Source organism: Psychrobacter sp. AT9, from assembly GCF_047272965.1.
GTDB classification, from domain to species: domain Bacteria; phylum Pseudomonadota; class Gammaproteobacteria; order Pseudomonadales; family Moraxellaceae; genus Psychrobacter; species Psychrobacter glaciei.
The window spans coordinates 2,527,674-2,553,452 of the sequence record NZ_JBKOTW010000001.1; the positions used below are offsets into that span (position 1 = coordinate 2,527,674).

18 protein-coding genes and 2 tRNA genes are annotated in these 25,779 nt (G+C 44.3%); 4 read left to right on the plus strand and 16 right to left on the minus strand.

From position 1 onward, the window contains the following. Positions 1-145 precede the first annotated feature (145 nt). The 4 genes from rarD to ACMFL8_RS10640 all read right to left on the minus strand — a co-directional run bounded on the left by rarD (position 146) and on the right by ACMFL8_RS10640 (position 6,591). A complete protein-coding gene (gene rarD / locus ACMFL8_RS10625; RefSeq protein WP_413190955.1) occupies positions 146-1,216 on the minus strand; it encodes an EamA family transporter RarD in 1,071 nt (356 codons plus the stop codon). 314 nt (positions 1,217-1,530) lie between these two features. Beyond that, on the minus strand, positions 1,531-4,332 hold the full coding sequence (gyrA, locus tag ACMFL8_RS10630) for a DNA gyrase subunit A (protein WP_413190956.1): 2,802 nt from the start codon (positions 4,330-4,332) through the stop codon (positions 1,531-1,533). 302 nt (positions 4,333-4,634) lie between these two features. Further along, positions 4,635-4,814: a hypothetical protein gene (locus ACMFL8_RS10635; RefSeq protein WP_240215385.1), complete on the minus strand. Its 180-nt coding sequence runs from the start codon at positions 4,812-4,814 to the stop codon at positions 4,635-4,637. Positions 4,815-4,926: 112 nt separating this feature from the next. After that, a complete protein-coding gene (locus ACMFL8_RS10640) occupies positions 4,927-6,591 on the minus strand; it encodes an alpha/beta hydrolase family protein (protein WP_413190957.1) in 1,665 nt (554 codons plus the stop codon). A gap of 590 nt (positions 6,592-7,181) precedes the next feature. On the opposite strand from ACMFL8_RS10640, the gene ACMFL8_RS10645 reads away from it, so the two are divergent. Beyond that, positions 7,182-8,093 (plus strand): methyltransferase domain-containing protein, encoded by a 912-nt coding sequence (locus tag ACMFL8_RS10645; protein WP_413190958.1) that lies wholly within the window; start codon positions 7,182-7,184, stop codon positions 8,091-8,093. 52 nt (positions 8,094-8,145) lie between these two features. Here the strand turns inward: ACMFL8_RS10645 and ACMFL8_RS10650 are convergent, their stop codons facing one another. From ACMFL8_RS10650 to ACMFL8_RS10680, 7 genes are all read right to left on the minus strand, one after another. After that, the gene (locus ACMFL8_RS10650; RefSeq protein WP_413190959.1) at positions 8,146-9,486 is read right to left on the minus strand and encodes an ABC transporter ATP-binding protein; all 1,341 of its coding nucleotides are present in this window, start codon (positions 9,484-9,486) and stop codon (positions 8,146-8,148) included. 148 nt (positions 9,487-9,634) lie between these two features. Continuing rightward, the gene (locus ACMFL8_RS10655; protein WP_413190960.1) at positions 9,635-11,323 is read right to left on the minus strand and encodes an ABC transporter permease; all 1,689 of its coding nucleotides are present in this window, start codon (positions 11,321-11,323) and stop codon (positions 9,635-9,637) included. A gap of 188 nt (positions 11,324-11,511) precedes the next feature. Further along, a complete protein-coding gene (locus tag ACMFL8_RS10660; protein ID WP_413190961.1) occupies positions 11,512-12,636 on the minus strand; it encodes an extracellular solute-binding protein in 1,125 nt (374 codons plus the stop codon). Between the two features lie 227 nt (positions 12,637-12,863). After that, complete coding sequence (locus tag ACMFL8_RS10665; protein ID WP_413190962.1) at positions 12,864-13,640, minus strand: 16S rRNA (uracil(1498)-N(3))-methyltransferase; 777 nt, start codon at positions 13,638-13,640, stop codon at positions 12,864-12,866. Then, entirely contained in the window at positions 13,637-15,331 is a 1,695-nt protein-coding gene (locus tag ACMFL8_RS10670; RefSeq protein ID WP_413190963.1) for a 3-deoxy-D-manno-octulosonic acid transferase, read from the minus strand. The genes ACMFL8_RS10665 and ACMFL8_RS10670 overlap by 4 nt, the downstream gene beginning before the upstream one ends. Positions 15,332-15,463: 132 nt before the next feature. Further along, positions 15,464-16,993 (minus strand): tetratricopeptide repeat protein, encoded by a 1,530-nt coding sequence (locus tag ACMFL8_RS10675; RefSeq protein WP_413190964.1) that lies wholly within the window; start codon positions 16,991-16,993, stop codon positions 15,464-15,466. Positions 16,994-17,118: 125 nt separating this feature from the next. Next, entirely contained in the window at positions 17,119-18,756 is a 1,638-nt protein-coding gene (locus ACMFL8_RS10680) for a cardiolipin synthase (protein ID WP_413190965.1), read from the minus strand. A 358-nt stretch (positions 18,757-19,114) separates the two neighbouring features. On the opposite strand from ACMFL8_RS10680, the gene ACMFL8_RS10685 reads away from it, so the two are divergent. Next, positions 19,115-19,190, plus strand: a tRNA-Val gene (locus tag ACMFL8_RS10685). A gap of 55 nt (positions 19,191-19,245) precedes the next feature. Next, positions 19,246-19,322: transfer RNA gene (locus tag ACMFL8_RS10690), tRNA-Asp, on the plus strand. A 196-nt stretch (positions 19,323-19,518) separates the two neighbouring features. On the opposite strand, the gene ACMFL8_RS10695 is transcribed toward ACMFL8_RS10690, so the two are convergent. Further along, the gene (locus ACMFL8_RS10695) at positions 19,519-19,944 is read right to left on the minus strand and encodes a PaaI family thioesterase (RefSeq protein WP_189580385.1); all 426 of its coding nucleotides are present in this window, start codon (positions 19,942-19,944) and stop codon (positions 19,519-19,521) included. Positions 19,945-20,440: 496 nt separating this feature from the next. On the opposite strand from ACMFL8_RS10695, the gene ACMFL8_RS10700 reads away from it, so the two are divergent. Further along, positions 20,441-21,184, plus strand: coding sequence for a siderophore-interacting protein (locus ACMFL8_RS10700; protein ID WP_413190966.1), 744 nt, complete (start codon positions 20,441-20,443; stop codon positions 21,182-21,184). Between the two features lie 259 nt (positions 21,185-21,443). Here the strand turns inward: ACMFL8_RS10700 and ACMFL8_RS10705 are convergent, their stop codons facing one another. The 4 genes from ACMFL8_RS10705 to ACMFL8_RS10720 all read right to left on the minus strand — a co-directional run bounded on the left by ACMFL8_RS10705 (position 21,444) and on the right by ACMFL8_RS10720 (position 25,699). Beyond that, the gene (locus ACMFL8_RS10705) at positions 21,444-23,069 is read right to left on the minus strand and encodes a long-chain-fatty-acid--CoA ligase (RefSeq protein WP_413190967.1); all 1,626 of its coding nucleotides are present in this window, start codon (positions 23,067-23,069) and stop codon (positions 21,444-21,446) included. A 323-nt stretch (positions 23,070-23,392) separates the two neighbouring features. Further along, a complete protein-coding gene (locus tag ACMFL8_RS10710; protein WP_413190968.1) occupies positions 23,393-24,538 on the minus strand; it encodes a flavin monoamine oxidase family protein in 1,146 nt (381 codons plus the stop codon). 26 nt (positions 24,539-24,564) lie between these two features. Continuing rightward, positions 24,565-24,987 (minus strand): tetratricopeptide repeat protein, encoded by a 423-nt coding sequence (locus ACMFL8_RS10715; RefSeq protein ID WP_110924290.1) that lies wholly within the window; start codon positions 24,985-24,987, stop codon positions 24,565-24,567. 253 nt (positions 24,988-25,240) lie between these two features. After that, positions 25,241-25,699 carry an outer membrane protein assembly factor BamE gene (locus tag ACMFL8_RS10720; protein ID WP_413190969.1) on the minus strand — a complete coding sequence of 153 codons (459 nt, stop codon included), beginning with the start codon at positions 25,697-25,699 and terminating at the stop codon, positions 25,241-25,243. Between the last annotated feature and the right edge of the window lie 80 nt (positions 25,700-25,779).

The window sequence follows — 25,779 nt, forward strand, 5'->3', positions numbered from 1 at the left end:
CGTCGCGCAATCCAAGATCAACGCTTTTGATATGTCGTGCTTATATCATGGGCTGCATTATGTCAAAGTCAGAATAGATAAGCAATACTGCCTTTCATTTAGTATATCAACTTCTTCGTTGAGTAAGTTTAATGACTCTAAGTGCTTATTTTAAATCAAGTTGCTCAATTTTTTGCTGTATTTTATTCATCTTTTTTTGGTAACGACGTATCTTGCGAAAACGATGCGCTTTTAGTACGCCATCGATACGCTGATTGATAAAATGGCGTCGCGGTGGGAAACCGCCCACTTGTGGCTCTATATAACCATAAAGATGATCGTTACGACGACGAACCATATAGCCTGTGGCACTATCAACCATCATGACCAGTAGCGCAAGTGTAATCATGCCATACATAAAGAGCGAGCCGCCTTCATCAAGGTTTTGACTCAGAACCGTAATGGATAACACAAACAACAGCATCGGTTCTATATAGCTTAACGCGCCAAACAATGACACGGGCAGCTTACTACTCGCAATCATCGTCAGTGACATCGCAAGCGCGCTAAAGGCACCAAGCAGCGGCAACAGATACCAAAACTTCATCTCTTGTGCCGCAACGTCAAAACCACCAGTCACATAAAGTATGATGAGCACTACTGGCATTAGCAGAGTCAAATCAAACAACAGCCCCGTCACTGGTGGCACAGCAAGTGTACGACGCAACAGATAGTAAGGTGGATAGCCCAAGCACACAAACAGCGTCACCCAAGATACCGAACCATACTGAAAAATATCGTAACCGATGCCTAATGCTGCAAATAGTGCGGCTGCCCACTGTAGGACGCTCATATGCTCATGGTAAAAAAATCGACCAAGCACAATCATCACAAGCGGCAATAAAAAATAACCCAGCGTGACGTCCAGACCAAACCCATTAACGGGCGCCCACATAAACAACCAAATCTGTCCACCCAAAATCGGTGCGGGCAATATAAATATCAACCATTCTTTCAGTGTCTTTAGCGTTTTTATATAATCAAAGACATGCTGCCACTGCTTGGTCAAACTAAGCAATATTACCAAACTTAATAGCATCATAAGGACACGCCATGATGCTACCTGTGTCCCCGTTAAGGGCAACATAAACAGCCCAAATACAAACATCATCGAAAATAAAAAGCTCGATGATACCGATGCGACAGTTCCCTGAAAAGTTTGATTGGTCGTAAGCATAACAACAGCCTTAAAAATAGAACCTTATTTACATTATTGAGAAAAATGAGAATCAAAAAATAAAAACCTCCGACGATAACGTCAGAGGCTTTTTTTAGAACAATCATATAAGACTAGGGCGTGTCATCATTTAGATTGTGAGGCTTAAAATGAGGAAAATTGCAGTCAAACAAGAAAGAAATTGCCGTAAATATGAACATATTGACAAGATTTCTGACGATGTTTGGCAAAATTTAACCATTTTATGACCACTAAATGTATCAATGTGCTAATTGATGACACGCCCTAGATCACAAAGCTAACTACTGAGACATTTATTCGCCGTCTAACTCATCATTATTTGCAATATCGATAGCATCATCAACTTCAGTTGTGGCTGTGTTGCCAGTTGCCGCATCGATGTCTATTTGCTCTTGGCCCTCTACATGCAACGTACCATCTTCTCTCATAGCATCAACTAGCTCATCATCGCTTTCTTCGTGCTCGACACGTGCCATAGCAACCAGTTTTTCATCTTTTGACAGACGAATCAGCGTGACACCTTGCGTATTACGACCAGAGCTAGCGACATGCTCAACTGGCGTACGCACCAACGTCCCTTTGTCAGATATCAAAATAATATCATCGGTAGAGTCAACCTTGGTGGCTCGTACTAACGCACCATTACGCTCACTGGTCTTAATCGCGATTACACCGCCACCACCACGATTTTGGGTATTGAACTCATCGATAAAGGTACGTTTACCAAAGCCTTTTTCACAAGCAATTAGGATTTCGCGGACATCATCTTCGATAACGACTAACGACTTAATGAATTCATCAGCAGCCAGACGCATACCACGGACACCTTTCGCAGTACGACCCATCGCGCGAGCATCATTTTCATCAAAACGAATGGCTTTGCCACTGGAAGCAAACAACATCACTTCTTGGCTACCATTGGTGATACGAGCACTGACTAATTTATCGCCCTCTTCTAATCCAACAGCAATCAAGCCGTTTGATCGAATATTGGCAAACTGCTTAAGCTCTACCCGTTTCACTGTACCATTAGCAGTTGCAAAGAATACAAAAGGTGGCTCTGCTTGATTGCTATCTTCTGATAACTCATCATCACCATCTATTGAGGTGTCTGTTAATGATGTGTCACCTTTTACCGGTAGCTCTTCTACTATCTTTGGAATAGGCAAGATAGTTGTCACGGTTTCATCAGGATTTAACCCAATTAAATTCACTAATGGACGACCACGGGCACCGCGACTGGCAATCGGTACTTCAAAGCCGCGTAGGCTAAAGACACGTCCACTATCAGTGAAGCACAATACTGTAGAATGCGTTGAGGTCACTACTAAATGATCAATCACATCGTCTTCTTTCATCGCAGTCGCAGATTTGCCTTTACCACCACGTTTTTGCGCGACATAATCATCAATTGGCTGGGTTTTTGCATAACCAGTACGAGAAACGGTCATGACTACGGTTTGCTCTGGGATAAGATCTTCACGGTTAAAGTCCATACGTGAATCAATAATATCAGTGCGGCGCTCATCACCGAAGTTCTCACGAATCTCAATCATCTCATTAGAGATAATGGTCATTAGCTTGTCAAAATCGCCAAGGATAGACTCTAAATGGGCGATTTCACGCAGTAAATCTTGGTACTCTTCGGTCAGTTTGTCTTGCTCAAGACCCGTTAGACGATGCAGTTGCATATCTAAAATAGCATTGACCTGTTCAAGCGATAAGCGATAATGCTCATTACCCTCAATCAGACCAAACGGTGCTTTTGGATCTTCGCCTTCGATGAAGTCAGGACGTACTGATTGACTGCCAGCAGCGGTTAGCATCGCCACGACACTACCTGAACCCCATGTGTTGTTTAGTAAGCTCTCACGTGCCAAGCCGCGGTTTGCAGACGCCTTAATCGCAGCGATAATTTCATCAATATTCGCCAGTGCAACGGTCAAGCCTTCGAGCAGATGACCACGGACACGGGCTTTGTTTAGCTCATAAATGGTCCGGCGCGTCACCACTTCTTGACGATGACGTACAAAAGCAGCGATTAATTGACGTAAGGTCAATAATTTTGGCTGACCATTATCGAGCGCCACCATATTGATACTAAAGCTAGACTCAAGCGGTGTTTGGAGGAATAAATTATTGACGATAACTTCAGCCGTCTCGCCGCGACGCAAATCAATGGCGATACGCATGCCGTCTTTATCAGACTCATCACGAATCTCAGTAATACCTTCGATTTTTTTGTCACGTACCAGCTCAGCGATACGCTCAATGAGCTTCGCTTTATTGGTCTGATAAGGTACTTCGGTAAATACAATGCGCTCACGATCACGGTTAACGCCCGTATCGCTCATCGCTTCAATGATATAGCGGCCACGTATGTGCAAGCGGCCTTTACCCGTGCGATAAGCATCCAAAATACCTGCACGACCGTAGATGATACCGCCCGTAGGAAAGTCAGGACCGGAGATATGGGTCATCAGCTCTTCAGCTGATATTTGCGGATTTTCGGCATATGCCAAGCACGCATTAATAACTTCGGTCAGGTTATGCGGTGCCATATTGGTCGCCATGCCGACTGCAATACCAGTCGCACCATTGACCAACAAGTTAGGCACACGCGCCGGCAACACGCTTGGCATGCGCTCAGAGCCATCGTAGTTGTCTTCCCAGTCGACAGTGTCTTTGTCGAGATCAGCCAGCATCTGATGGGTCAGCTTGGTCATACGTACTTCGGTATAACGCATAGCCGCCGGTGGATCATCGTCAATCGAGCCAAAGTTACCTTGACCATCAACCATCGGGTAACGCAAACTAAAGTCCTGCGCCATCCGTACAATCGCATCATAGACCGCACTATCGCCATGCGGGTGATATTTACCGATGACATCACCGACCACACGCGCCGACTTCTTATAGGCTTTATTGTAGTCATTAGACAGCACGTGCATCGCATACATCACACGGCGATGCACTGGTTTGAACCCATCACGCACATCAGGCAGCGCGCGCGAGACGATCACGCTCATCGCATAATCCAAATAGGATTGCTTTAATTCATCCACGATGGCAATAGGACTGATCGAGTCGCTCATATACACTCCTTCACTCACATAATTTCTCTAAGGGTTGCACGCCTTAAAAAGGTTTAAGCTGATACAAAAATATAGCTGCACAAATGCGCAACTATGATTGTTATATAAACGCTAAAAAACACCTCAAAACGTGCAAAACCATAGGAAAATGGCGATACGGTTTTTGTTAAAAGTAATGTTGAATAAAAGAAGCTATTTTAGCACAAATTTGTTGATTTAGGGGGTTCTGACTGTCATTAAAATCAAGCAAAACAGCTCATTAGCGCAGGTTTTTAGATCCAGCAATATCCGCCGAAATATCTTTAATGACATACTCGCTTAGACTGGCTAATTTTGCCATTTTTACAGACGAATTTACCATCTTTTGAACAATGGGAAACGCCGCCCATCTTACCAGAGCAAGGCGTATTTTTTGCTTGTGCTTGACTCATAGGCAACCATACAAAGGTGAGCGCTAGCAAAGATAACATTATTGACTTCATTGTTTTATCCTCCTAAAAAGCAATTGTTTTATACATAAAAAAAACTGCACCCAATGGGATGCAGTTTTTTGACATCATTCATCTGTAAATAACTTATTGCCGCTTGGTCATATTAAGTTCGATTGGCACTGGCACTGGCACTGAAGTCTTGATTAAAGAATTCACGAGTGGCGTCAGTACAAGCACTAGCGACTAAACCACCATGATAGCTAGATAAGAGGCCAGCTCCAGCAGCGTCGACATTATTATTAAATCGCGACTGAATATTATCAATAGTATTGGTCATTAGCCAAGGGTTTGCTAATGCTGATTGACCTAAAGGCAATAACGTTGGAATGCCACGACCCGCTTCATTTTCGTTGTCGACATCGAGAACAGTGACATTTAGATTGGCTTGTTGCAGCTGAGCCGTCATTGCACCTGTATTTAAATCATAATATACCGTTGGATCACGATGACCACCACATAACAATGTTGGCATCTTTGGTACATATCCTCGTAAATCGTTGTCTTTTAGGGCTTTACGAAGCTCGTTCTGTGGAGAAGCGGCTGGTATTCCAGCTGGTGTTGTTGCTGTCAAACCATCAGGATTTGCAAGCACATCTGTCACATAAGCGGCACGAAAGTCCGTCTTAATGAGATAGTTATCAGGAGAAAATCCTAAAAATGCAAAAGGTAGTGTACTAAAAGGTAGCTGATCAAGTACTGCATTGCCAGTAGATTTTGACTGGAACAGCGCAAATCCAGGCAGTTTATTATCCTCGACTAATTGCTCAAAACTTGAGTCACTTGGAAGGATAGTATTGGCATACTGGTCAGTGAAAATCTCATTAACATTATCATAAATACTTGGATACTTTTTCTGTAATCCTGTCGTTAATAATGGCGCAAATCGCGTTGCACCGAGGTTAACGCTCCCTGTAAAGATAGCATCACCAAAGGCGGCTAGAGCATAAGGGCCTGATAAAGGCGCAATGGCTGTCACTGGTTTGTTTTGTGCTTCTAGCGCTCTAGCAGTAGCCATAGCAACATGACCGCCCTGCGAATATCCTGAAATATATAGCTCGCCTGAATCATCGATATTGGCGTAATTGGTATTTTTCTCTCGTTTTTGTGCATCGATAACGATACGCGAGCTATTCAACGCATCAATCATATCAGTAGATTGCTGCTCAGCAACTAAGTACGGATGGTAATCAAGCTCTGAATCATCATAGCCAGCATAGTTAGGGGCTACGACGATATAGCCTTGCGCGGCAAAGTTTGCTGCTATCAAGGTGGCTTCACCCGAGCCTGAATTTTGAGGATTGCCAACTTGGCTAAAGTCATAGCTTTTATCGGTAGTCGTACCATGAGCATATAATAATACTGGACGATCACCCGAACAGTCTGCACCCTCACCACTAGGCAGCATTAAAGCAGCAGTTGCATTGGTAACCTCGCCTGCTGACCCTACCGTTTGATAGGTGACTTTCTCTACTTTAATATCACACTTAGCATCAGGCGTACCAGCATTTTCCAATCCAGGAATACCATCTATTTGAGCAGTACTGAAAGCACTAATTGTCTCAACGCTAGTAGGAAAAATGACGGATGCTGTGTCGTTATCATCGTCGTCATCTCCACAACCGGTGAGTAGTAAAGCACTGGCAACGGCTACTGACAATAAGCAGCGTGACATCGTTGGTGTTTTGGTAGTGATAGACATGGATTGATAAGTAGGGGCAGATGAAGGGGCAGATAATTTGCCGCTGGTATCCGTGGTGGATTTGATCATGGTTGCTGTCCTTAGCAATGGTAAATCAGACGTTTGCTGAAATTTTTTGGCAGTAAATGCCGTTTAGTTTGGCAGCTTTTTTCATCAATGATTTGTATTAAGCACTTTTTAGCAAAACTTGCTCAATAGTTATTGTTTCTTAAACCTTAGGGTCTGTTGAACATTCAAATATGGTACTGGCAGTGGCTATTTTTTAGACAATACGCAGTGAAATTTTTGACGCCTAGTCGTTCTAGGGTAGACAATTTCGCCATGTATTGGCAAAAAATAGCCCTGCCCCTGCTTGTATACTTGGGGCTGATGCTAAAATCACTCCAAACGTTGTTGTAAACCTAGCTAAGGTCTCGACATTATCGTCGGTTTACGCCTAGTTTGATGCGATTTTAGCGATCAGCAGTTCTAATATTTGAATGTTCAACAGACCCCACTATTTATACCGTAAAATTTTATGAAAAGCTACTGGAAAACATGCGCTGAGTGGCGTCTTTTACCTTATGCAGAAAATTTTGTTGCCGTTAAAGCAGTTCTAGCTTAGCTTTAGTCTTTGTTGTACGATGTTCCAAATTTAACCCTAATACAGATATCACCCTATGCAAACCAGCAGTCAAAGCACGAAAGAAACCAACAGCCAATCGACAGATCTAACAAAAGAAACGGCGATGCAAGACGAGACGCGCACTGATCGTAGCTTTGACACGATTGCCGATTATTTTGAAAAAAAGGTCTACGGTGGTCTTAAAGGCGACATTCGACTGGCAGTATTGCGCCGTGATATCTTTGCCTATACAGCGCAGATGAGTAAAGAGCTTGGGCGACCTTTACGAGTTTTAGATGTGGGTGCAGGACTTGCACAGATTGCGATTGAGCTTGCGGCTCAAGGGCATAGCGTGGTCATCAATGACATCTCTGCCAATATGTTAGAGAAAGCAAAAGCGAGCGCCGCAGAAATCGATAGGAATCTAGATATACGCTGGTATGTGTGCCCTTATCAAGAGATAGAGGATAAGTTAGCAATCGATGAGTTGCAGAATAAAGACAGTATGGCTAAGAATGCTGAGAAAACAGCTAAGTTTGATTTGATAATGTCGCATGCCCTACTCGAATGGCTCGCAGAACCAGCAGCGATTATGGACTTTTGTGATCGGCTATTGGCTGAGCATGGCGCGCTGTCATTGTGCTTTTATAATCCAGCGAGCTTTGACTATCGTAATCTGATTATGGGTAATTTTAATCTGCTCGATAACACGGATTATAAGGCTGACACTAAAAAAAGCCTGACGCCTAATTATCCGGTCGCCAAAGAAGAAGTCGAGTCTTGGCTCACCACACATCATTACCAAACCATTCTAACCAGTGGCTTGCGCGTGTTTCATGATTATGCACCGCTCAAGCGCGGTGGTCATAATGATCCTGATGCAGTCATACGTATGGAGCTGCGCTACTCACAACGAGAGCCGTATAAATGGCTGGGTCGCTATCTGCATATAATGGCAACTCGTTAAGTTGAATACGCTGAATGATGACGAGCGTTTAAATCATAATTTGCTAAAGCGACTATCTGGCTTCTGCCACGCGCTCGGACCGATCATACTCTGACCAAGTCGTCGCATTGATGTCTTTTTCATCAAAAACAACAACGTGCTCAAGTATCGGCAAAATCCCAATTTGCGAGCCAATTTCATGATTATGATGGCTAGCGACCAAGGATAAAACTGTCTGCCCATCATCGAGTTGCAAGCGATACAGATAATTGGCACCGCGAAAGACGCGCCCAATCACCAAGGCGGTCTGCGTACTATCATCATCATGGATTATATCGTCAGGGCGCACGAGCACCTTAATCGGAGTGCCATTGGGATAATCGTACTCACAATATTGCGGCTGCCCTGACTCATCATAAACTTCCATGCGACGGTAAATATCACCTAACGCGGTCTCGACGTGACCTTCTTTGATAATGCCATCTATCATCGCACCTTCACCGACAAACTCGGCGACAAACGGACTGATTGGCTCATGATATAGCTCGCTTGGTGTCGCCCATTGTACCAATCGGCCTTTATCCATCACGCCTACTTTATCTGCCAGCGCAAAAGCCTCATTTTGATCATGAGTCACCAAAATAGCGGTGGTATTGGTACGTTTGAGAATATCACGGACATTCATCGCCAATGACTCACGCAGTACCACATCCAAATTAGAAAACGGCTCATCGAGTAGCAAGAGTTTGGGATTGGGCGCTAACGCTCGTGCCAAAGCAACGCGTTGTTGCTGTCCACCTGAGAGCTCATTGGGACGTTTGTCAGCATGCTCCGTCAATTCAACGAGGCTTAGCATCTCAGCCACGCGGGCTTTTTTGTCAGCCGCTGACCATTTATTAAGACCAAAAGCGATGTTTTTTGCCACGCTTAAATGCCCGAATAACGCATAGTCTTGAAACACCATACCCATGCCACGTTTGGCTGGCGCAACGGCGAACGAGGTCGTCGGCGTCTGTTCTGTCAAGCGTTGGTTATTTAAGCCAATCGTGCCGCGACGACTTTGCTCCAATCCCGCAATGGCTCGCAATGCCGTGGTCTTGCCGCAACCGCTATAACCCAAAAAGCAGCCAATCTCACCTTGTTGTAAGCTTAGCGATAGTCCATTAACGATGATGGTATCGTCATAACCGACGATTAAATCTTGCACACTAAAGTAAGGATTGGTGGCGATATTTGTCTCAGTATGTGCGGTAAAGTTAGCATCGTGCTTATCGATATTATTATCCTGCATTTGGTAGACTTCATCTCTTGATACTGGTGATTTTTTTACATTATCAGCGTGCACTTCCACTTTAGCCGTCGCCGACTTAGGATTGGCTGGGTCTGTTGAGTCTTTAATCAAGTCAGTATACATAGATGGTACCAGTAAGCGATTAATGAATAAAACCAATAAATAAAACGGTAAAAATTATGGTGCTAATGAAGGCTTAAGCGCGAACAACTCTGTCTTTAACTTCTTAAATAATAAACGGCAATGTCTTAAATAATAAACTGTTTTCAACTTATCCCTGCTTATCACTTTGGCGCAGCAATATCCAAACGGGAATAAGACCGACCAACACAATCAGCAAACTTGGCAATGCTGCCCTGCCCCACATGCCTTCGCTGGTCATCTCAAATACCCGCACTGCTAGCGTATCCCAGCCTTGTCGCCGTGTCATCAAGGTGATCGGCATCTCTTTCATCACTTCGACAAAGCCCATCAATAAGGCCGTTAGCACCCCAGGGCTGAGTACGGGCAACATCACTTGCCGCCAACGCTGATAAGGGCTGTCACTCAATAATTTAGCAGCCGCTTCCTGATTGACAGTCAGTCGCTGTAACTGCCGATCGACTGGCTGAAAGCTTACGGTCATAAAGCGCGTCGATAAGGCAAGGAGCATCACGATCACACTACCCGACAGCACTTGCTCTGAGGTCACACCGAACGCAATCAGCTGATTGTCTATCCAAGCAATTGGAATAAATATGCCAACAGCCAGTACTGTACCCGGTACGACATAGCCTAGATTGGCTAAAGTCGTCATGAGCTTGGTTGATTTATCAGGATATTGGCGCTTGATCCACGCAATGATGATGGCTAAAAAAGCAATGAAAATGGTGGTCATGCTCGCAATCATAAGACTGTTGGTAACAAAATCAATATAACGGGCGTCAAAATCTTGGCGAAAATTCAACGCGGTCCAATAGATCAACTGCAAGAACGGTATTAGGAAAGCCAGCAAAAACACCAGTGTACATAGGAATGTCATGGCCAGCTTAGCAGACGCGCTGGCTTCAAAACGCTGATTGCTGCCTTGGGTAACTATATTACCGCGTTTGGCTTGCCAATACTGCTCAAACAATACGACGATAAATACCACACCGATTAATAAAGCGGCTAATTGTGCGGCAGTCGTTAGACTAAAAAAGCCAAACCAAGCCTTGTAAATAGCCGTTGTAAAAGTGTCTACATTGAAGACCGAAACCGCACCAAAGTCCGCAAGCGTTTCCATACTGGCGAGTAACAAGCCGCCAATTATCCACGGCAACGCTTGCGGTAATGCCAAGCGAAAAAACACGCGACTGCGGCTTAAACCAAGCATTTGACCCGCTTCAATCGCCCGCCTGCCTTGTGACAAAAAGGCCTGACGCGCTAGCAAATAAACGTAGGGATAAAATGCCAATGACAATACCAAACCTGCGCCCCAGACATTGCGTACTGACGGAATGGCTGTATCGATGCCTAACTCTCGTAAACCTGTCTGTAGCGGTCCACTAAAATCAACAATACCGACGGTAACAAATGCCAGCACGTAAGCCGGTATCGCGAGCGGTAGCATCAGCGCCCACGAAAAAAAGCGCTGTCCGGGAAAGCGATACATGCTGGTGATCCAAGCAAGTGCGGTGCCGATACTGCCAGAGATAACCGTCACCATCACCAATAAAATCGCGGTATTCTTGAGGACTTGCGGCAGCACATACTCGCGCATGTGCGTCCAGATGTCTGCCACTGGCTGCGTCCATGACAGCAGGACGATGAGAATTGGTACCAGCATAAACAACGAAATCAGTCCTAAGACTGATTTTGAGAGGATACGTTTGCGAACAGCATGGTCTTGACTAACAGCCAAACTACTATGGTCACTGCCATTGTTATGGTCGTTGGCTGTCCTGTCTTGACGAACAGACGCATTTGGCGTTGTTATCATATAATTATTACCATGTCATACGCATAGAGATCCCGATCTAATTCGCCTATCGCACACCCAAAAACACCATTTTCTCTGCCAAACTTGCTCAGCTTACTGTTCCGCTTACTGTTCCGCTTACTAAGAGTCATACTGACATTTATCTTATGGCTACTGTCATTTTTTGGGCGTGGTTGGCTTGTGATACTCTATTTATAACCTGCTTTGTCCATCATTTGAATCGCTTGGGTTTGACGCTCACCAAACTTTTGCACGTTGATATCATCTTTTTTGAATTCGCCCCACGATCTGAGCATATCTGACTCATCAACGCCTTCTTTGACTGGATATTCTTTATCAGAGCTGGCATAGAGACCTTGGGCTTTATCCGAAGACAACCATTCCATTAATTTGAGGGCGCCATCAGGATTGTCTGATCCTGTCACCACACCTGCTCCAGAAATATTCACGTGGGTACCAGTAGTGCCTTGGTTTGCCCAAAAGACTTTGACAGGAAAATCAGGCTGCTCATCGAGCAAGCGACCATAGTAGTAGCTGTTAGACAAGCCCACTTCACACTGACCGGCAGCGATAGCTTTTAGCATGCTAGTGTCATCACTAAAGACGTCAGTGGCTAAATTATCTACCCAACCACGAATGACGGCTTCGGTTTTTTCTTCGCCTAAGTTTTCAATCATACTGGCAACCAATGACTGGTTGTATACAGAGTTTGAGGTACGCAAACAAAGCTTGCCTTTCCATTTTGGATCCGCCAAATCTGCATAAGTGGATAACTGGTCGGCGCTGACTTTACTTGGGTCATACATGATAGTACGGGCACGTAATGACAGACCTGTCCACTGACCTTTTGGATCACGATATTTTGCAGGGACATTGGCTTCTAATACCGTCGATGCCACTGGCTGGAGCAATCCTTGTTCTGTAGCTTGCCACAAATTACCCGCATCTACAGTCAATAGCATATCCGCTGGCGTATTTTGACCTTCCGCTTGCAAGCGTGCCATCAATGGACCACTTTTATCAGTGACCAGTTCAATTTTGATACCTGTCTCTTCTGTATAGCGGTCTAGCAAAGGCTTGATCAGCTGCTCGTTACGTGATGAGTAGATCGTAATCGTTTGTCCTTCAGCACTCGTCGCGCCATCGTTAGCCACTTCTTGCTCGCTACTAGCTGGCGCCGCTTCAGCATCAACGCTTTCTTCTGGCGTAGAGGAATTACTACAACCCGCAAGCCCTAGCATCATGCCAAATACGGCAACAGGTAAAGTGAGCTTGGTAGAAGGTAAATTTGCGCTGAAAGCTTTCAATGACATGGTTTTCCCCATAATGGTGCTACGGATAAGTGAGAGATAAAAAAAACATTACTCATTAAGAGTAATAAGAGCATATTAGTTGAAAACAACATACTAATAGAAATGAGATTAATTATCAATACATTTATTTAACTGGATAAACTGGTGTTTGTTTGGCTAAATCATTGCTTTTAAAATACAATTTCAAAAGCAATGATTTAGCCAAATAGTGTTCGCTCAACACTTTTTTATAACAACCATTGCCCCAAAATTACATTGACTGCCGCTTCAGTACGCAATATGCGTGGACCTATATGTACTGGCTGACAGCCTTGACTGGCAAGCAGCTCAATCTCATAGTCGATCCAGCCCCCTTCTGCGCCGATACAAACGAGACTGGGCAAGGAGGTGCTATTAGCTGAGTTGGTTTCTACGAACGATGGCGCAGTTTGCTCTTGCTTTGCTAGCACTTGCTGCTGCACATATTGCGAAAATGACAGATCGCTGTAAGGGTGCGCGACAATAGCGCGGTTGGTGATTAGACTTGCCAGCTCATCCTCGACAAAGGGTTTAAAACGCTTTTGCAAAGTAATGCGCGGGGCAACAGTATCCACTCCTTGTTGTAAGCCTTCTAATACGAACTCATCGAGGCGACTCAACATCGGACTTTGCCAATAGCTCTTTTGCGTGCGATAGCTATTGATAAGGATAATATCGCGCACGCCAAGCGCCGTCATATCCATTATCAAGCGGCGCAGCACTTTTGGACGTGGTAATGCCAAGATGACCGTCAGATTTAACTTAGCAGGTGGCACAACTGACAATTGAACATCACCTAGCTGAATACGGTGAGCAGCAATCTCCTCAATCATCGCCGTACCAAGATTGCCACCGAGTTGCCCAATTTTAAGCGTATCTCCCACTGTTGCGGTCAACACGTCATTGATATGGTTAATTTGCGATAGATGATTGATTGTCGCAGAATTTTGCGAAAAGTTTTCGGCAGGCAGTAATAGACAATTCATAGAGTCTCTTGGTTTGAGTGTTGCTCAATCACCTTTTCGATCATGGCAAATTGACGCGTTAATACTGCTTGCTGCTGTACGGTCATCTGCTCGCCAGCTTGCCCTGCCTGTTTGGCTAATAGCGGATGGCTAAGCCAGGACTGTAGCTGATCATAAATGAGCGCCGTATCGTTAGCAGCCAATGAGGACTTACTGCGCGAGGATTTTTGCTTACCCTTCATATCTAGACTACTGATATCTGAGCGACTGATATCTGAATGGTCGATATTTTCATTATTGGTAGCAACATCATTGGCAGCAACATCCTCTATCGTCGTTGGCTTTATCGTAATTGGACGGTAAAACGCATTATTTGGCTGATATAACGCGCCCACACTCGCCAGCTTATCGACCACACTTTGACACGATTGGGTTTGGCGTCCCATTAGCACCGGTGTTGCCACACTCGCTGGCTCAACCGGATTATGTCCGCCCACATCGACCAACGAACCGCCCACCAACGCCACATCGGCGAGCGTATACCATGTCATCAGCTCGCCCATACTATCTGCTAAATAGACTTGCGTGTCCGCATTGATTATTTCTTCGTTACTGCGCCGTGCCATCATCAACGTGCTGTTTTGGATAAGCGTCGCCACTTCATCAAAGCGTTCAGGATGTCTGGGCACGATAATCAATAGCGTATCCGCCAGCGCTGGGTTGGACAATAGCTGCTCTTGTAATGACAGAGCGATGCTTTCCTCGCCATTATGGGTGCTGGCCGCGACCCAAATAGGACGATCCGCTATTCCCAACTCGACGGCAATACCGCTCTTTTGCTTTTGTATAGTGGCACGCTCATGTTCTTTCTTAGCAGCGTTGCTATCAGTCGCTTGTTCATCATCAATTTTGCTATCAATCGTTTCATTATTAAGCACTGGGCTATTAATGACCCACTTGAGTGAGCCCGCCACCCGAATTTGCGCACTATGAGCGCCCAGCTGACGAAAGCGTTTGGCAGACTCGTTGTCTTGCGCAATAATTAACGTCAGGTTTTTCATCATACTGGCGCTGACAGCAGCGATTTTTTGATAGCTTGTAAATGAACTGGCTGATAGACGACCATTGACTAAGATGCTCGGAATACGATGCTCGGACAGCTTGGTTAAAATATTTGCCCACAGCTCGGTCTCTACAAACAAGGCCGCGACTGGCTGCACGTGCGCTAAAAACGTTTCAATAACAGCGGGGCTATCTACAGGTACATAGCTATGGCTAAGCCGACCCTGAGCAATGTCAGCAGCGAAACGGCTGGCACCGCGAGCGAAACCCGTCTGCGTGGTATTGGTCAGCCAAATCTGATAACCATGCGCCAATAGCATGTCTAGCAACGGCGCTACTGTATTGGTCTCACCTAAAGACACCGCGTGGCACCAGATAACGTTATTATTCATCTCAGCTTTATGGTTTATTTCAGCTTTGATATCAGCTGTTGGCGCTGCAGGATAGTGCTTGCCAAAACGCTGCGCCACTTCTTGCTGATAGTTATCGCGCTTGTGTGAGCGTCGCCAAACCTGTAGGCGATATAGCGGCTTGAGTAAGCCAATGATACATTGATAATAAAAGGGTGGCTGATACACCGCTGGACTGGACAACGCGGTAGATGAAGACGCGGTGGTAGAGGGTTTGGATGGCGTAGGAGAAGATGGCATAGAACAGCCCAGATTAGTAATGAATCAGATAATACCATTCTCAAAAAAACTGATGGTAAAAAACGCGACAATTCTACCTGAATTTTCTGCTTAATAATAAGCTTTTACGCAGTATGAGCTAACAAAAATCGTTTAGACAATAATTAATATTAACACCGCCACTACTAGCACTACCGCCAGTAACAGCTGATAGCGCTTAATACTGTGTTGCTCTTGCTTTTGTGTCGTTATCAACGTTTGCGCTTGCTGCCACTGTGCCACCAAACTGGCCGCTTCCACGTGACCGTTTTGGGCAGCTTGCTCTAACCAATATTTACCGTTATTAATATCTTGCAAGACACCAACCCCTTGGTAATACATCTTACTGAGTAAGCGCTGCGCTCGGCTGTCGTCTTTGCTAGCGGCTTGCTTAACCCATTCAACACCTGCCTCTATACCAGCATTTTTATCAATCACCAAGCCTTCACCGAGTAGCTCATACATCGCCAAACGCAGCATAGCAGCGGTATTCCCAACATGCGCGGCCTCTTGTAGTTTCAACAACGCTTGCTTTTTTGCCGCCAAATGACTCTCTGAAAAGTTGATTTGCGCACGCGGTTTAGATTGCTTGGCAACATGCTGTTCAAACTGATCCAAGACTTTGCGGGCTTGCTGATACTCAGCATTGCCTGCAGTTTGCGGTCGTTCAATCTCATCTAACTCTATGAGTAATTGGCTAAAAATCTCTGGGGTTGGTGAGGGTTTGACAGAAGTAGCTAACTTAGTTTGCGTTAATGCCGGTTCCAATTTAGACAGCTCAGGCTTTATCTCACCTTGTTGTTCATTCGATAAGTCTTTATTTGCCAGTGGATCGGCTATCATTTGCGAAATAGTAGCTTCATTCAAAGCAGCTCTATTCAGATCATCTGCTGATGTGGTGGTTGTATTCTGCTTTATCAAAGAGTCTACGCTAGTGCCCACTGTCTGAGAATTAGATTCTATGTTACTTGAGCCTAAATCTACTTGAGGAGCCATGCGAGCAGCCACGTTAGATTTATTGTCTTGAGTGATAATGGTAGACACGTAATCATTATTAGCGACTGGCAGTCTGGCACTAACCGCTTGATACAAGCCACTAGCAACTTGACCACCTTGTACGGCAACAAAAGGTCTATCGACATGACCGAACAAGCGCAAACCTATCGGTTCTAGGGCAAAAAATATTGGTAAGCTGGCACTGTCATTAATATTGGCATTGGCATTAATATTGGCACTATTATTCTCACTATATAACACTGCCATATGCTGATAAAAATCATCGGTACTCAGCGACCATATTGGATAACGTTTACGCAGCTCGAATTGACCATACCAATGCGCTGTGGCTTGCCATTGCTGCGCCAATACTTGGCCGGCATAAAATGCCAAAAACATCATAAGATTACGATAGCGTTCATCCGTTAACAGCGCATCTTCATCCCAGTTACCCGTTTTAATCAGATCACGGCGTATCTGCGATAGCAAAGTATCTACCCGCTGTAAGCTCGATAGCGACTCATCCAAAGTGCAATCACGCAACTCCGCTTCATAGGCAATACCACCTGCGATAGGGCGTCCCGCTAAGAAATCTTGCCAATAGCCTGCGGCGATATAATCCAGTGGTGTTAGAGGCGATGCAGACATAAGACCAGCGTGTCCTTTTACAGTTAAGTAGGTAATGAATAGGATGAAATCGTTATGATGGCGACAGTAAGACAATGTGTAGATAGTTTACCTTAGCCTAAAATTCAAATAGCTACAATAAACCGCTACAATAAAGGACTAAACAAGCGTACCACATTATCAAACAAACGCTCATAGCCTGCGCGCTGCTGCCATTCTGCTAACGTTAAAAAATGACAGCTTTGTAGATAAGTCTCTTGACAGTTAGCAATTTGAGCGACCATTTCAGGGGTATAAATCGCCAAGCTGACTTCCATATTGAGATAAAAACTGCGCATATCAATATTTACCGTACCAAACAGACAATAATCATCATCGATCACCACGGTTTTAGCATGTAGCAGCCCGCCCTTAAATAAGGCAATAGTGACGCCCGCCTGCAATAACTCTTCATAATACGCTTGTGACGCATGCTGCACTAAAAACGAATCGACCTTTTCGGGAACGATAATCGTCACCTCTACCCCGCGCTTAGCCGCTATCGTCAGCGCACTTGATAGCGCCTCATCGGGTACGAAGTATGGCGTGGTAATACAAATGCGTTTATTGGCGCGATGAATAACCGTCACCAAGGTATTATAAATAACATGCGCTGTTACCTGCGGTGCCGAAGGTATCAACTGCGCGATCACGCCTTCTATTACAGGCATCTGTGGTATGACTATCGACATTGAGCCAGTATGTAGCGGCTCATCAGCATCGATACTATCACCCAAAAATTTTACCCGACTGTTGATGTCATTGATAGTCGGATCCATCACATATAGCTTACGGGTATAGTTATTGATTCGCTGGTTGAGCTCGTCTAGATTGTTGTTATTTTCAGCGCCGATATCGGTGACCACAACTTTTGCCATCGCCGTCGCTATACTGATGGTACGGTGGCTCACACTGCGTATCGCCACATCGATCCATTGTCCGACATTTTTATTTTTTTTAAAAAACTTAGGATCGACCAAGTTAAAGCTACCGATATAACCAATGTATTCATCAATGACTACCATTTTTCGGTGATTACGCAGATCTGAACGTTTAAATAAGGTCTTGAACAAACCTACTGGTAACGACTGATGAACAAAGGCACCTGCTTGCTCTAATATTCGATGCTCATTGCTATTAAAAAACCTAAAACTACCAACACTATCAGCCAATATATGACACTCAACCCCGCGCTGTACGGCAGCGACCAACGCCTCTATCACCTCTACTACCTGCCCCTTCGGATAGATGATATAAAACTCCATCAAGATGATACTCTTTGCTGACTCAATATCATCGATCAAACGCTTAAATATAGCACTGGGCGCGGTTAGTAGCTGCATCTGGTGATCGGGAAACACCCCGAACCCTGTCCAGCGCGTCCCTATTTGGCTGACACCGCGATAGTTATCAGGCAACAAATCTTGCCCTTTATCAAAGACCAAATGCTCCCGCTTTGCCATCTCATTCATCAGCAGGCTGGCTTGATCCATGCGTTCACGATAGCGACGTCCGATCATTGGCTCACCGAGCAGTATGTAGGCAATTAATCCTACGACAGGCAAGGTATAGAGCACAGCAACCCAAGCGATCGATACGCCAATATTGCGCTGTACCGATACAATTCGTAATGTCATGAGTATCATGAGCACGACATGTAATATCAGCCCCAATTCTGCAAAGTCACCCAATGACCATGTCGTAAAGTACTTTTCAATAGCAAAAGTGTCTATACCTGCCTCCATCAACCAATCAGTCAATTAATACAAATCAAATTATCCAATACCTGCACGTGCCACAAAGCATTATCAGTATAGTAGCTTTTGGCGCACACACAATAGGTAACTATGTACCCACCATATGGGCTGAACAAGTCTTAATGTCGCTGACGTAAAAGAAAGATAATCATTAATTTATAAAAAATATGAAATAACGTTTGACAGGCATATGTAAATCTATATAATACACACCCACAGCAAGGGGACTTAATTGAGTTCTATGTTGTTAGAATTTTTATTAATTTAGAGTGTGACAACTTTAAATGTTGGAATTTCTATAAGATTCCTTTTAAGGAATTTTAACTTGCGAAGCTAACGCTTCTCAGGGTGATTAGCTCAGTTGGTAGAGCGTCTGCCTTACACGCAGAATGTCGGCGGTTCGAATCCGTCATCACCCACCACTCTTTTAGCAAAGTGGGCTCTATTTATATGAGTAAGATGCTAAAAACGACCTAAGCAGCGGTAGTTCAGTTGGTTAGAATGCCGGCCTGTCACGCCGGAGGTCGCGGGTTCGAGTCCCGTCCGCTGCGCCATATTTAAAACGAATTTAAACTGTAAAGTTTAAGCAGGTTTCGCCTCAAGTATTAGTTTACTTGAGGTTTTTTTGTGTCTGTTAATTTATCTAAGCCTTTGATTTATCTATGGTTTATCTCTTGGATTTACCACTTGCCTTAGTCAGAAACTCAGTCAATAACATGGTTAAATAATATAGCCACATAATATAGATTGCTATAAGGTCGTCTGTCTCGGTTGTGGTGGTACAGAATAAGTGCCAACCACATGGGCGACCAAGTCGCTAGAGCCTTCTGAGTAAAGCGAAACCTCGCCCACGATTAATGTGCGCCCTACTTTCATTAACGTGCACTCGGCGATGATACGGGCATCTGCTGAGGGTTTACGCAAAAAGTTGATGGTTAAGCTCGTTGTCACAGTCAACGGTACAATACCGATTTTTCCCAATATTGCCACATAGATGGCCACATCAGCGACACTCATCAATACTGGCCCAGAGACCGTGCCCCCAGGTCGCAGCTCATTGATACCTATCTCGTGCGATAAGGTCGAACCCTTCTCATCTACTGACTCGACCCTACATTTGGTTTGCGGAAACTCCGCCTCTATAAAAGCGACGATTTCTTGTTTGCTTGCAGACATACCTACTCCTTGGTTTTAAGTGTGCTTACTGCCGACGTTTAGCCTTTCTCATTTAAGAGACGCTAATCAAAAACAGTTGCCTGATTATCTCCATCATCATTTATAGCATAATTCACATTATAAGCCGTATCTATATTAGGGCCTGTTGCCTTTAAGAACATCAAAACTTCATCTGCTTCATCTGCTATCTAATAGCACTTTTACTCAAGTATGAGAAGAAAATGATCAAGACCAACGACCAAACACTTACAACCCAATTGACATAAGTACCAATTAGCGTAATATACACATGTTAATGATTATCATTATTATTTAAACCTTAGCCATCGAACTTTTTATATTCAGTGTTGTTTTAAAAAGCATGCTACCAATAAAAATCAACAAGCAAGCAATGCTCTGATTCTAAAGGGCTTTCAAATCATCAAAAGTTGTTTAAATTATAATCATCATACTTTTTGATATACAACCAATCAGTTAAATGAAGGAAAGTATTAATATGGCAAAACCCACCCCAAGAATGCTAGAGGTTGTTCGCAGTAAATGCCTCACTCCACATATGTGCCGCGTCACACTTGGTGGTGCTGGACTGACTGATTTTCCAGTAGACCAAGAAAGTGCTTATATCAAACTGATGTTTCCTCAAGGTGAGGAGACTCGACCATTAGTGCGCACTTATACCGTTAGCGTTCAACGAGATGAAGAAATAGATGTCGATTTTGCTTTGCATGAGACAGAAGGCCCTGCTTCAACATGGGCACGCAACGCCCAAGTGGGTGAGCAAATATTGATAGGCGGCCCTGGACCAAAGAAGCTTATCAATAATGAGGCTGATTGGTTTTTATTGATCGGCGACATGACCGCTCTACCTGCCATTACCGTCAATCTTGCTCAGCTACCTGCTGACGCACACGGCTATGCAGTCCTTGAGATTACCACCGAAGCAGATAAGCAACTACTCAAAAAACCCGACAACGTCGACATTCATTGGGTGATAAATGCACATCCAAATGCACAAAGCAGCCCATTACTTGATCGTGTTAAAACGCTTACTTGGTTGACAGGACGACCTGCGGTGTGGGCGGCATGTGAATTCCATAGTATGCGTGCCCTGCGTCACTACTTTAAAGTAGATCGTTCAATACCAAAAACGCATTTATACATATCCAGTTATTGGAAAGTCGATAGCACAGAAGATCAGCATAAAGTTGTAAAGCAAAAGGATGCAGAGAGCGTATTATAATTTCGGTGTGCCAGCACGTATGAGCGAAACTGACATCGAAACTAATATCGAAACTAAAAAAGTCCGCTTATAGGCGGACTTTTTCGTCAAAAATATGATTAAGAATATCTATGTAACCTTGAACGAACCTCGAATCAATTAACCCCGATGCTATAGTTGGCTCAAGACCATTCAGGTACAAGGAAGGCAAGTTAAAGCACTACAAACAGTAGACTAAATGAGCCTGCCACCGTACCTGATTTATAGTGGATTGACTATATTAGTCAAGCAAGACATCACCATGCTCATCACGTAAGTTATTCTTCATCATTTTCCCTGCGCCGTTGAGCACGATATTATCTACAAAGACGACTTTATCAGGTATTTGCCAACTGGCCACTTTACCTTTATAGAACTCAAGAATCTGCGCTTCATCTACTGCCGAGTCCGCTTCTTTGACGACAATTAAGACTGGACGCTCGCCCCATTGCTTATGAGTCGCCGCAATCGCTGCGGCCATCTTAACCTCTGGATGCTCCACAGCGATATTTTCTAATTCTACAGAAGATATCCACTCGCCCCCTGATTTGATCAAATCTTTTGAGCGGTCACGGATATTCATATAGCCGTCAGCATCAATCGTGGCGATATCACCGGTATCAAACCAGCCATCTGCAGTGATGGTATCTTTATTTTCAGTAAAATAATCATCAATGACCCAATGCCCACGAATCTGTAAGCGCCCTTGTGACTCGCCATCTTCGGCGACTGGCTTGTCTTTTTGCTCCGTATCCATCAGACGTATCTTGACACCATAAGGAGGGCGACCTTGCGATTTACGCAGCTCGTTAATCTCTTCTTTACTGAGCGACTTGTGCTTGGCTTTTATCTGATTCATCGTGCCAAGTGGACTGGTCTCCGTCATGCCCCAACCATGTATCGCATCGCAGTTAAAGTCCTCTCTAAAGGTTTTGATGACTGATGGCGGACATGCTGCACCACCGACGATCGTACGCGTCATACTGTCCAGCTTACTGCCTCTGTTTTTGGCAGCGGTTAGCAGACTTTGCCAAATAGTTGGTACGCCCAAAGCCACAGTCACTTTATAATCATCAATCACAGACACTAAGCTGTCACCATCAAGATTTGGACCGGGTAGTATCAAAGAGCAGCCAGTCAGGGCAGCGGCATAAGGCGTGCCCCACGCGTTGACATGGAACATCGGCACTACTGGTAGCAAGACATCTTGGGCAGACAACGAGGACACATCGGGCATACACAAAGCCATCGCATGCAGAACTGAGGAACGATGAGAGTACAAGATACCTTTGGGATTGCCTGTCGTTCCTGAGGTATAACAGAGTGAGCTTGCAAGCTTTTCATCAAACTGCGGCCAGTCAAAATCAGGGCTATTATCTGCCAGCAACTCATCAAAGAACAGAGCATTCGGTAACTGCTCCAAGACTTTTTCGTCTCTATCACCCAAATAAATAAAGTGCTTAATGCCTTTGATGTGCTCTTTGATAGCGGTAATTAGTGGCAAAAAAGTAATGTCAAAGAATAAAGCTTGATCCTCCGCATCGTTAATGATGTAGGCAAGCTGTTCGGGGAATAAACGGGGATTAATAGTATGGCAAATCATACCGCTACCCGAGATTGCGTACCACGCTTCTAGGTGACGGCGATTGTTCCATGCCAAGGTGGCGATGCGCTCTGATGACTTAAGTCCCAGTGCTTGTAGCGCGTTTGCCAAACGTTTTGAGTTATTGGAGACGGTCAACCAATCACTCTTGGTCATCTCGCCATTGACTTCTTTTGACAAGATAGCGGTATCACCATGATATTGGGCGGCGTGCTCAATGAGGCTGCTAATGAGCAGCGGCTGATACATCATTTTTCCTAACATCTGAATATCCTTATATTGATTTTAGTGCTCGTCCGTGGGCATATTTTATATATGGAGCCTCATCAGTATACGTCAGTCTGAACATTTAGAAAAATTAATTTCGTCTGATAGAAATAAAGAATATATCTTTTTTTCTTAATTAAGTAGCCGTTGTAGATGTCCTTATCAGTCTCTTTATTAACACTTTCGAGACTGCCTACTACGTGTTCGTTAATCGGATGAACACGCTTATTTACACTTATATTTGCCCGTTATTTTCTAGAAATATACTGTCTCAACTTATGTTAAACCAGACATATTAGAAAACGAAAGCCTGCACCTGTTTACGATCCAGACTGCACTACAACATTAGGCAAACCTTGTACCGCTCTGTTTGCCGCGTCAATAGCACCAGCGACATAGCCAGGGAACGCCTCTGACCATTCGCTACCGCAACCAGTTAGACAGTTCTGCCACTCGCCTGTCTTTGGTTTTGATGGCGGGGCTACAGCATGCTGACCTGCGCCACTGGCATCAGCAGGCATCGCCGTAAATGGATCTTGCGCCCAGTCTTTGATATATTCAGCAGTTGGTGTGTTTGCCTGTGTACCGAAAAGCCGCACCATCTGCGCACGGCAATGCGCTTTTAGCGCCATCTCCGAAACATTTTGGCGCACTTGCGCAGGGACGCCAAAGAAACCAAACACAGCGCCTTTGCCTTCTATTAAAGAAGCATCGTGAATCTCAGTAAGCGGCCCTATCGCGCTGCGTGCTGCACCTGAAAGACCGTTATCTCGCCAAAAGGGCGAATCATAAACGGCCACATACTTGGCATGTGGTGCCATCCAAGTGTCGGTCTCTTGCCACTCTATCGCTAAATCTTGCGGTAAAGCAGGTTCGAATACGATATTACTAACCGCCAACCGCGGTGGTAGCGCAAGTAATACATGCTGCGCTCGCAACGTAGTCGCATACCTAAAGCTATCTTCGCTCTCTATTTCGATATGCTGACCAGTCTTGGTTAAACGCTTTACGATTTGACCGGTTATGACACGCTTGGCATCTAAGCGCGCGTATAAAGCATCAGTTAGAGCCGTCATTCCACCCACGAGGCGCATAGATGGTGGCGAGCTCTGATAGCCTTGCGTGCGGATAGGCATCTCATTGGCAGCACGCTCAACCATCATGTCGCCTTCTTCGAACTGAGCGAAACGTGTCAAATCTAATGCCTCAATCAAATCACTTAATTGCGACTGATACTCTGGCCAAAACCAAGACGGCCCTAAATCAAAGCCATCGTTTGATTTTTCATGATCAACACTTTGACTGCTAGCACTCAAGTCTACTGATGACTTGGCAACAGTGATACGCCCGCCCAATCTATCACGAGCTTCTATCAGTATATAATCGATGCCTTTTTGTTCTAATAAAAATGCCGCATACAGACCGCTTAGGCCACCGCCAACAATCACAATAGGTACGTCTTGCATATAAAATCATTCCTGCTTAATTGAAACTACTCACCCAACAACTTAGTCAGCATCTCATCTATCTCAACTTTAAACTCTTTATCTTCGATTTTATTTGCCGTGATTTTGGCATTTTGTAGACTTTGAATAGCCGCTTCTTTGTTACCTGTCTCAAGCTGTAACACCGCCATAGAAAAAGCAATCGACGACAGATGATCTTTTGAATTGATCGCCGTAGCTTTGGCTAGTGCTTTGTCATAAATGACCAGTGCTTCGTCCAAATCTTCTGTAAAGTCAGCCAACGTCTCCCACTGCTCTGGATGATCTTTGTCTGTGTTTTCGTTATCAGTACAGACGGCTTTTAGCTCAGCATAAAACGCATCAAATTTTTCTTGATTACCGATACGGTCAGCCTCTAGTAATTCTTCTGCCAATTTATAAATAGATTTATATATTTTGGTATTAATCATTGCTTACAACCTTTTTATAAGACTCATTAAATAGCCTTTGTCAAAAATGATAACAGACCTGAGACTGGTAAATAAAACTGACACTCAGCTCTCGTTCTATATACATGGATGTTTGTAGAATGAGCGTCAAAATAACACAATATCTGGTAAAGCTCAGTATTATACCTGTCTTATCCTGCCTAATTCTGAACCAAAAAAAGCAAGACACAAAATGCCTTGCTTGCTTCACTACTTTTTATGACTGTGATGAGCGCTAGAACTGTGAGTACTTGGCACAAGAAGCTGGTTGCCAATAAAACTGCGTGGCAAAAAACTCATCGTCGCGCATTCTACCTTCATAGCTATCATCAAAGATAACTTTATATTGACACGTCTCTACATTGTTATTGGCATCATAAAACTTGAGAATATAATCCCATTCACGAGCGTTAAACCCTTCGCTGAAATGAGGCGTACCAATCAGCTTATAGATTTCATCTTTGGTAGTACCTACACCGATTTTAGCAATATCGTCACGATTGACAATAGTGCCTCCTTTTTGCCATGCCTTGTTTGGATCAGGAAATACTAAATCATTAGAATCAACAGAGCCATGCTGAGCGCCAGGGGTCAAATGCCAAGTTGGCATTATGTTTTTTTGGGTACAGCCAGTGACTGTAAATAGCAACGCGGTTGTTGCTAATAAGCCGTAACGATATACAGATTTTTTCATTATCTATCCCTTAATATACTTTATGAGTAAGTTGGCAACGCCTATTTATAGATAAACGCTGCCATAAAATAATGTGGCTA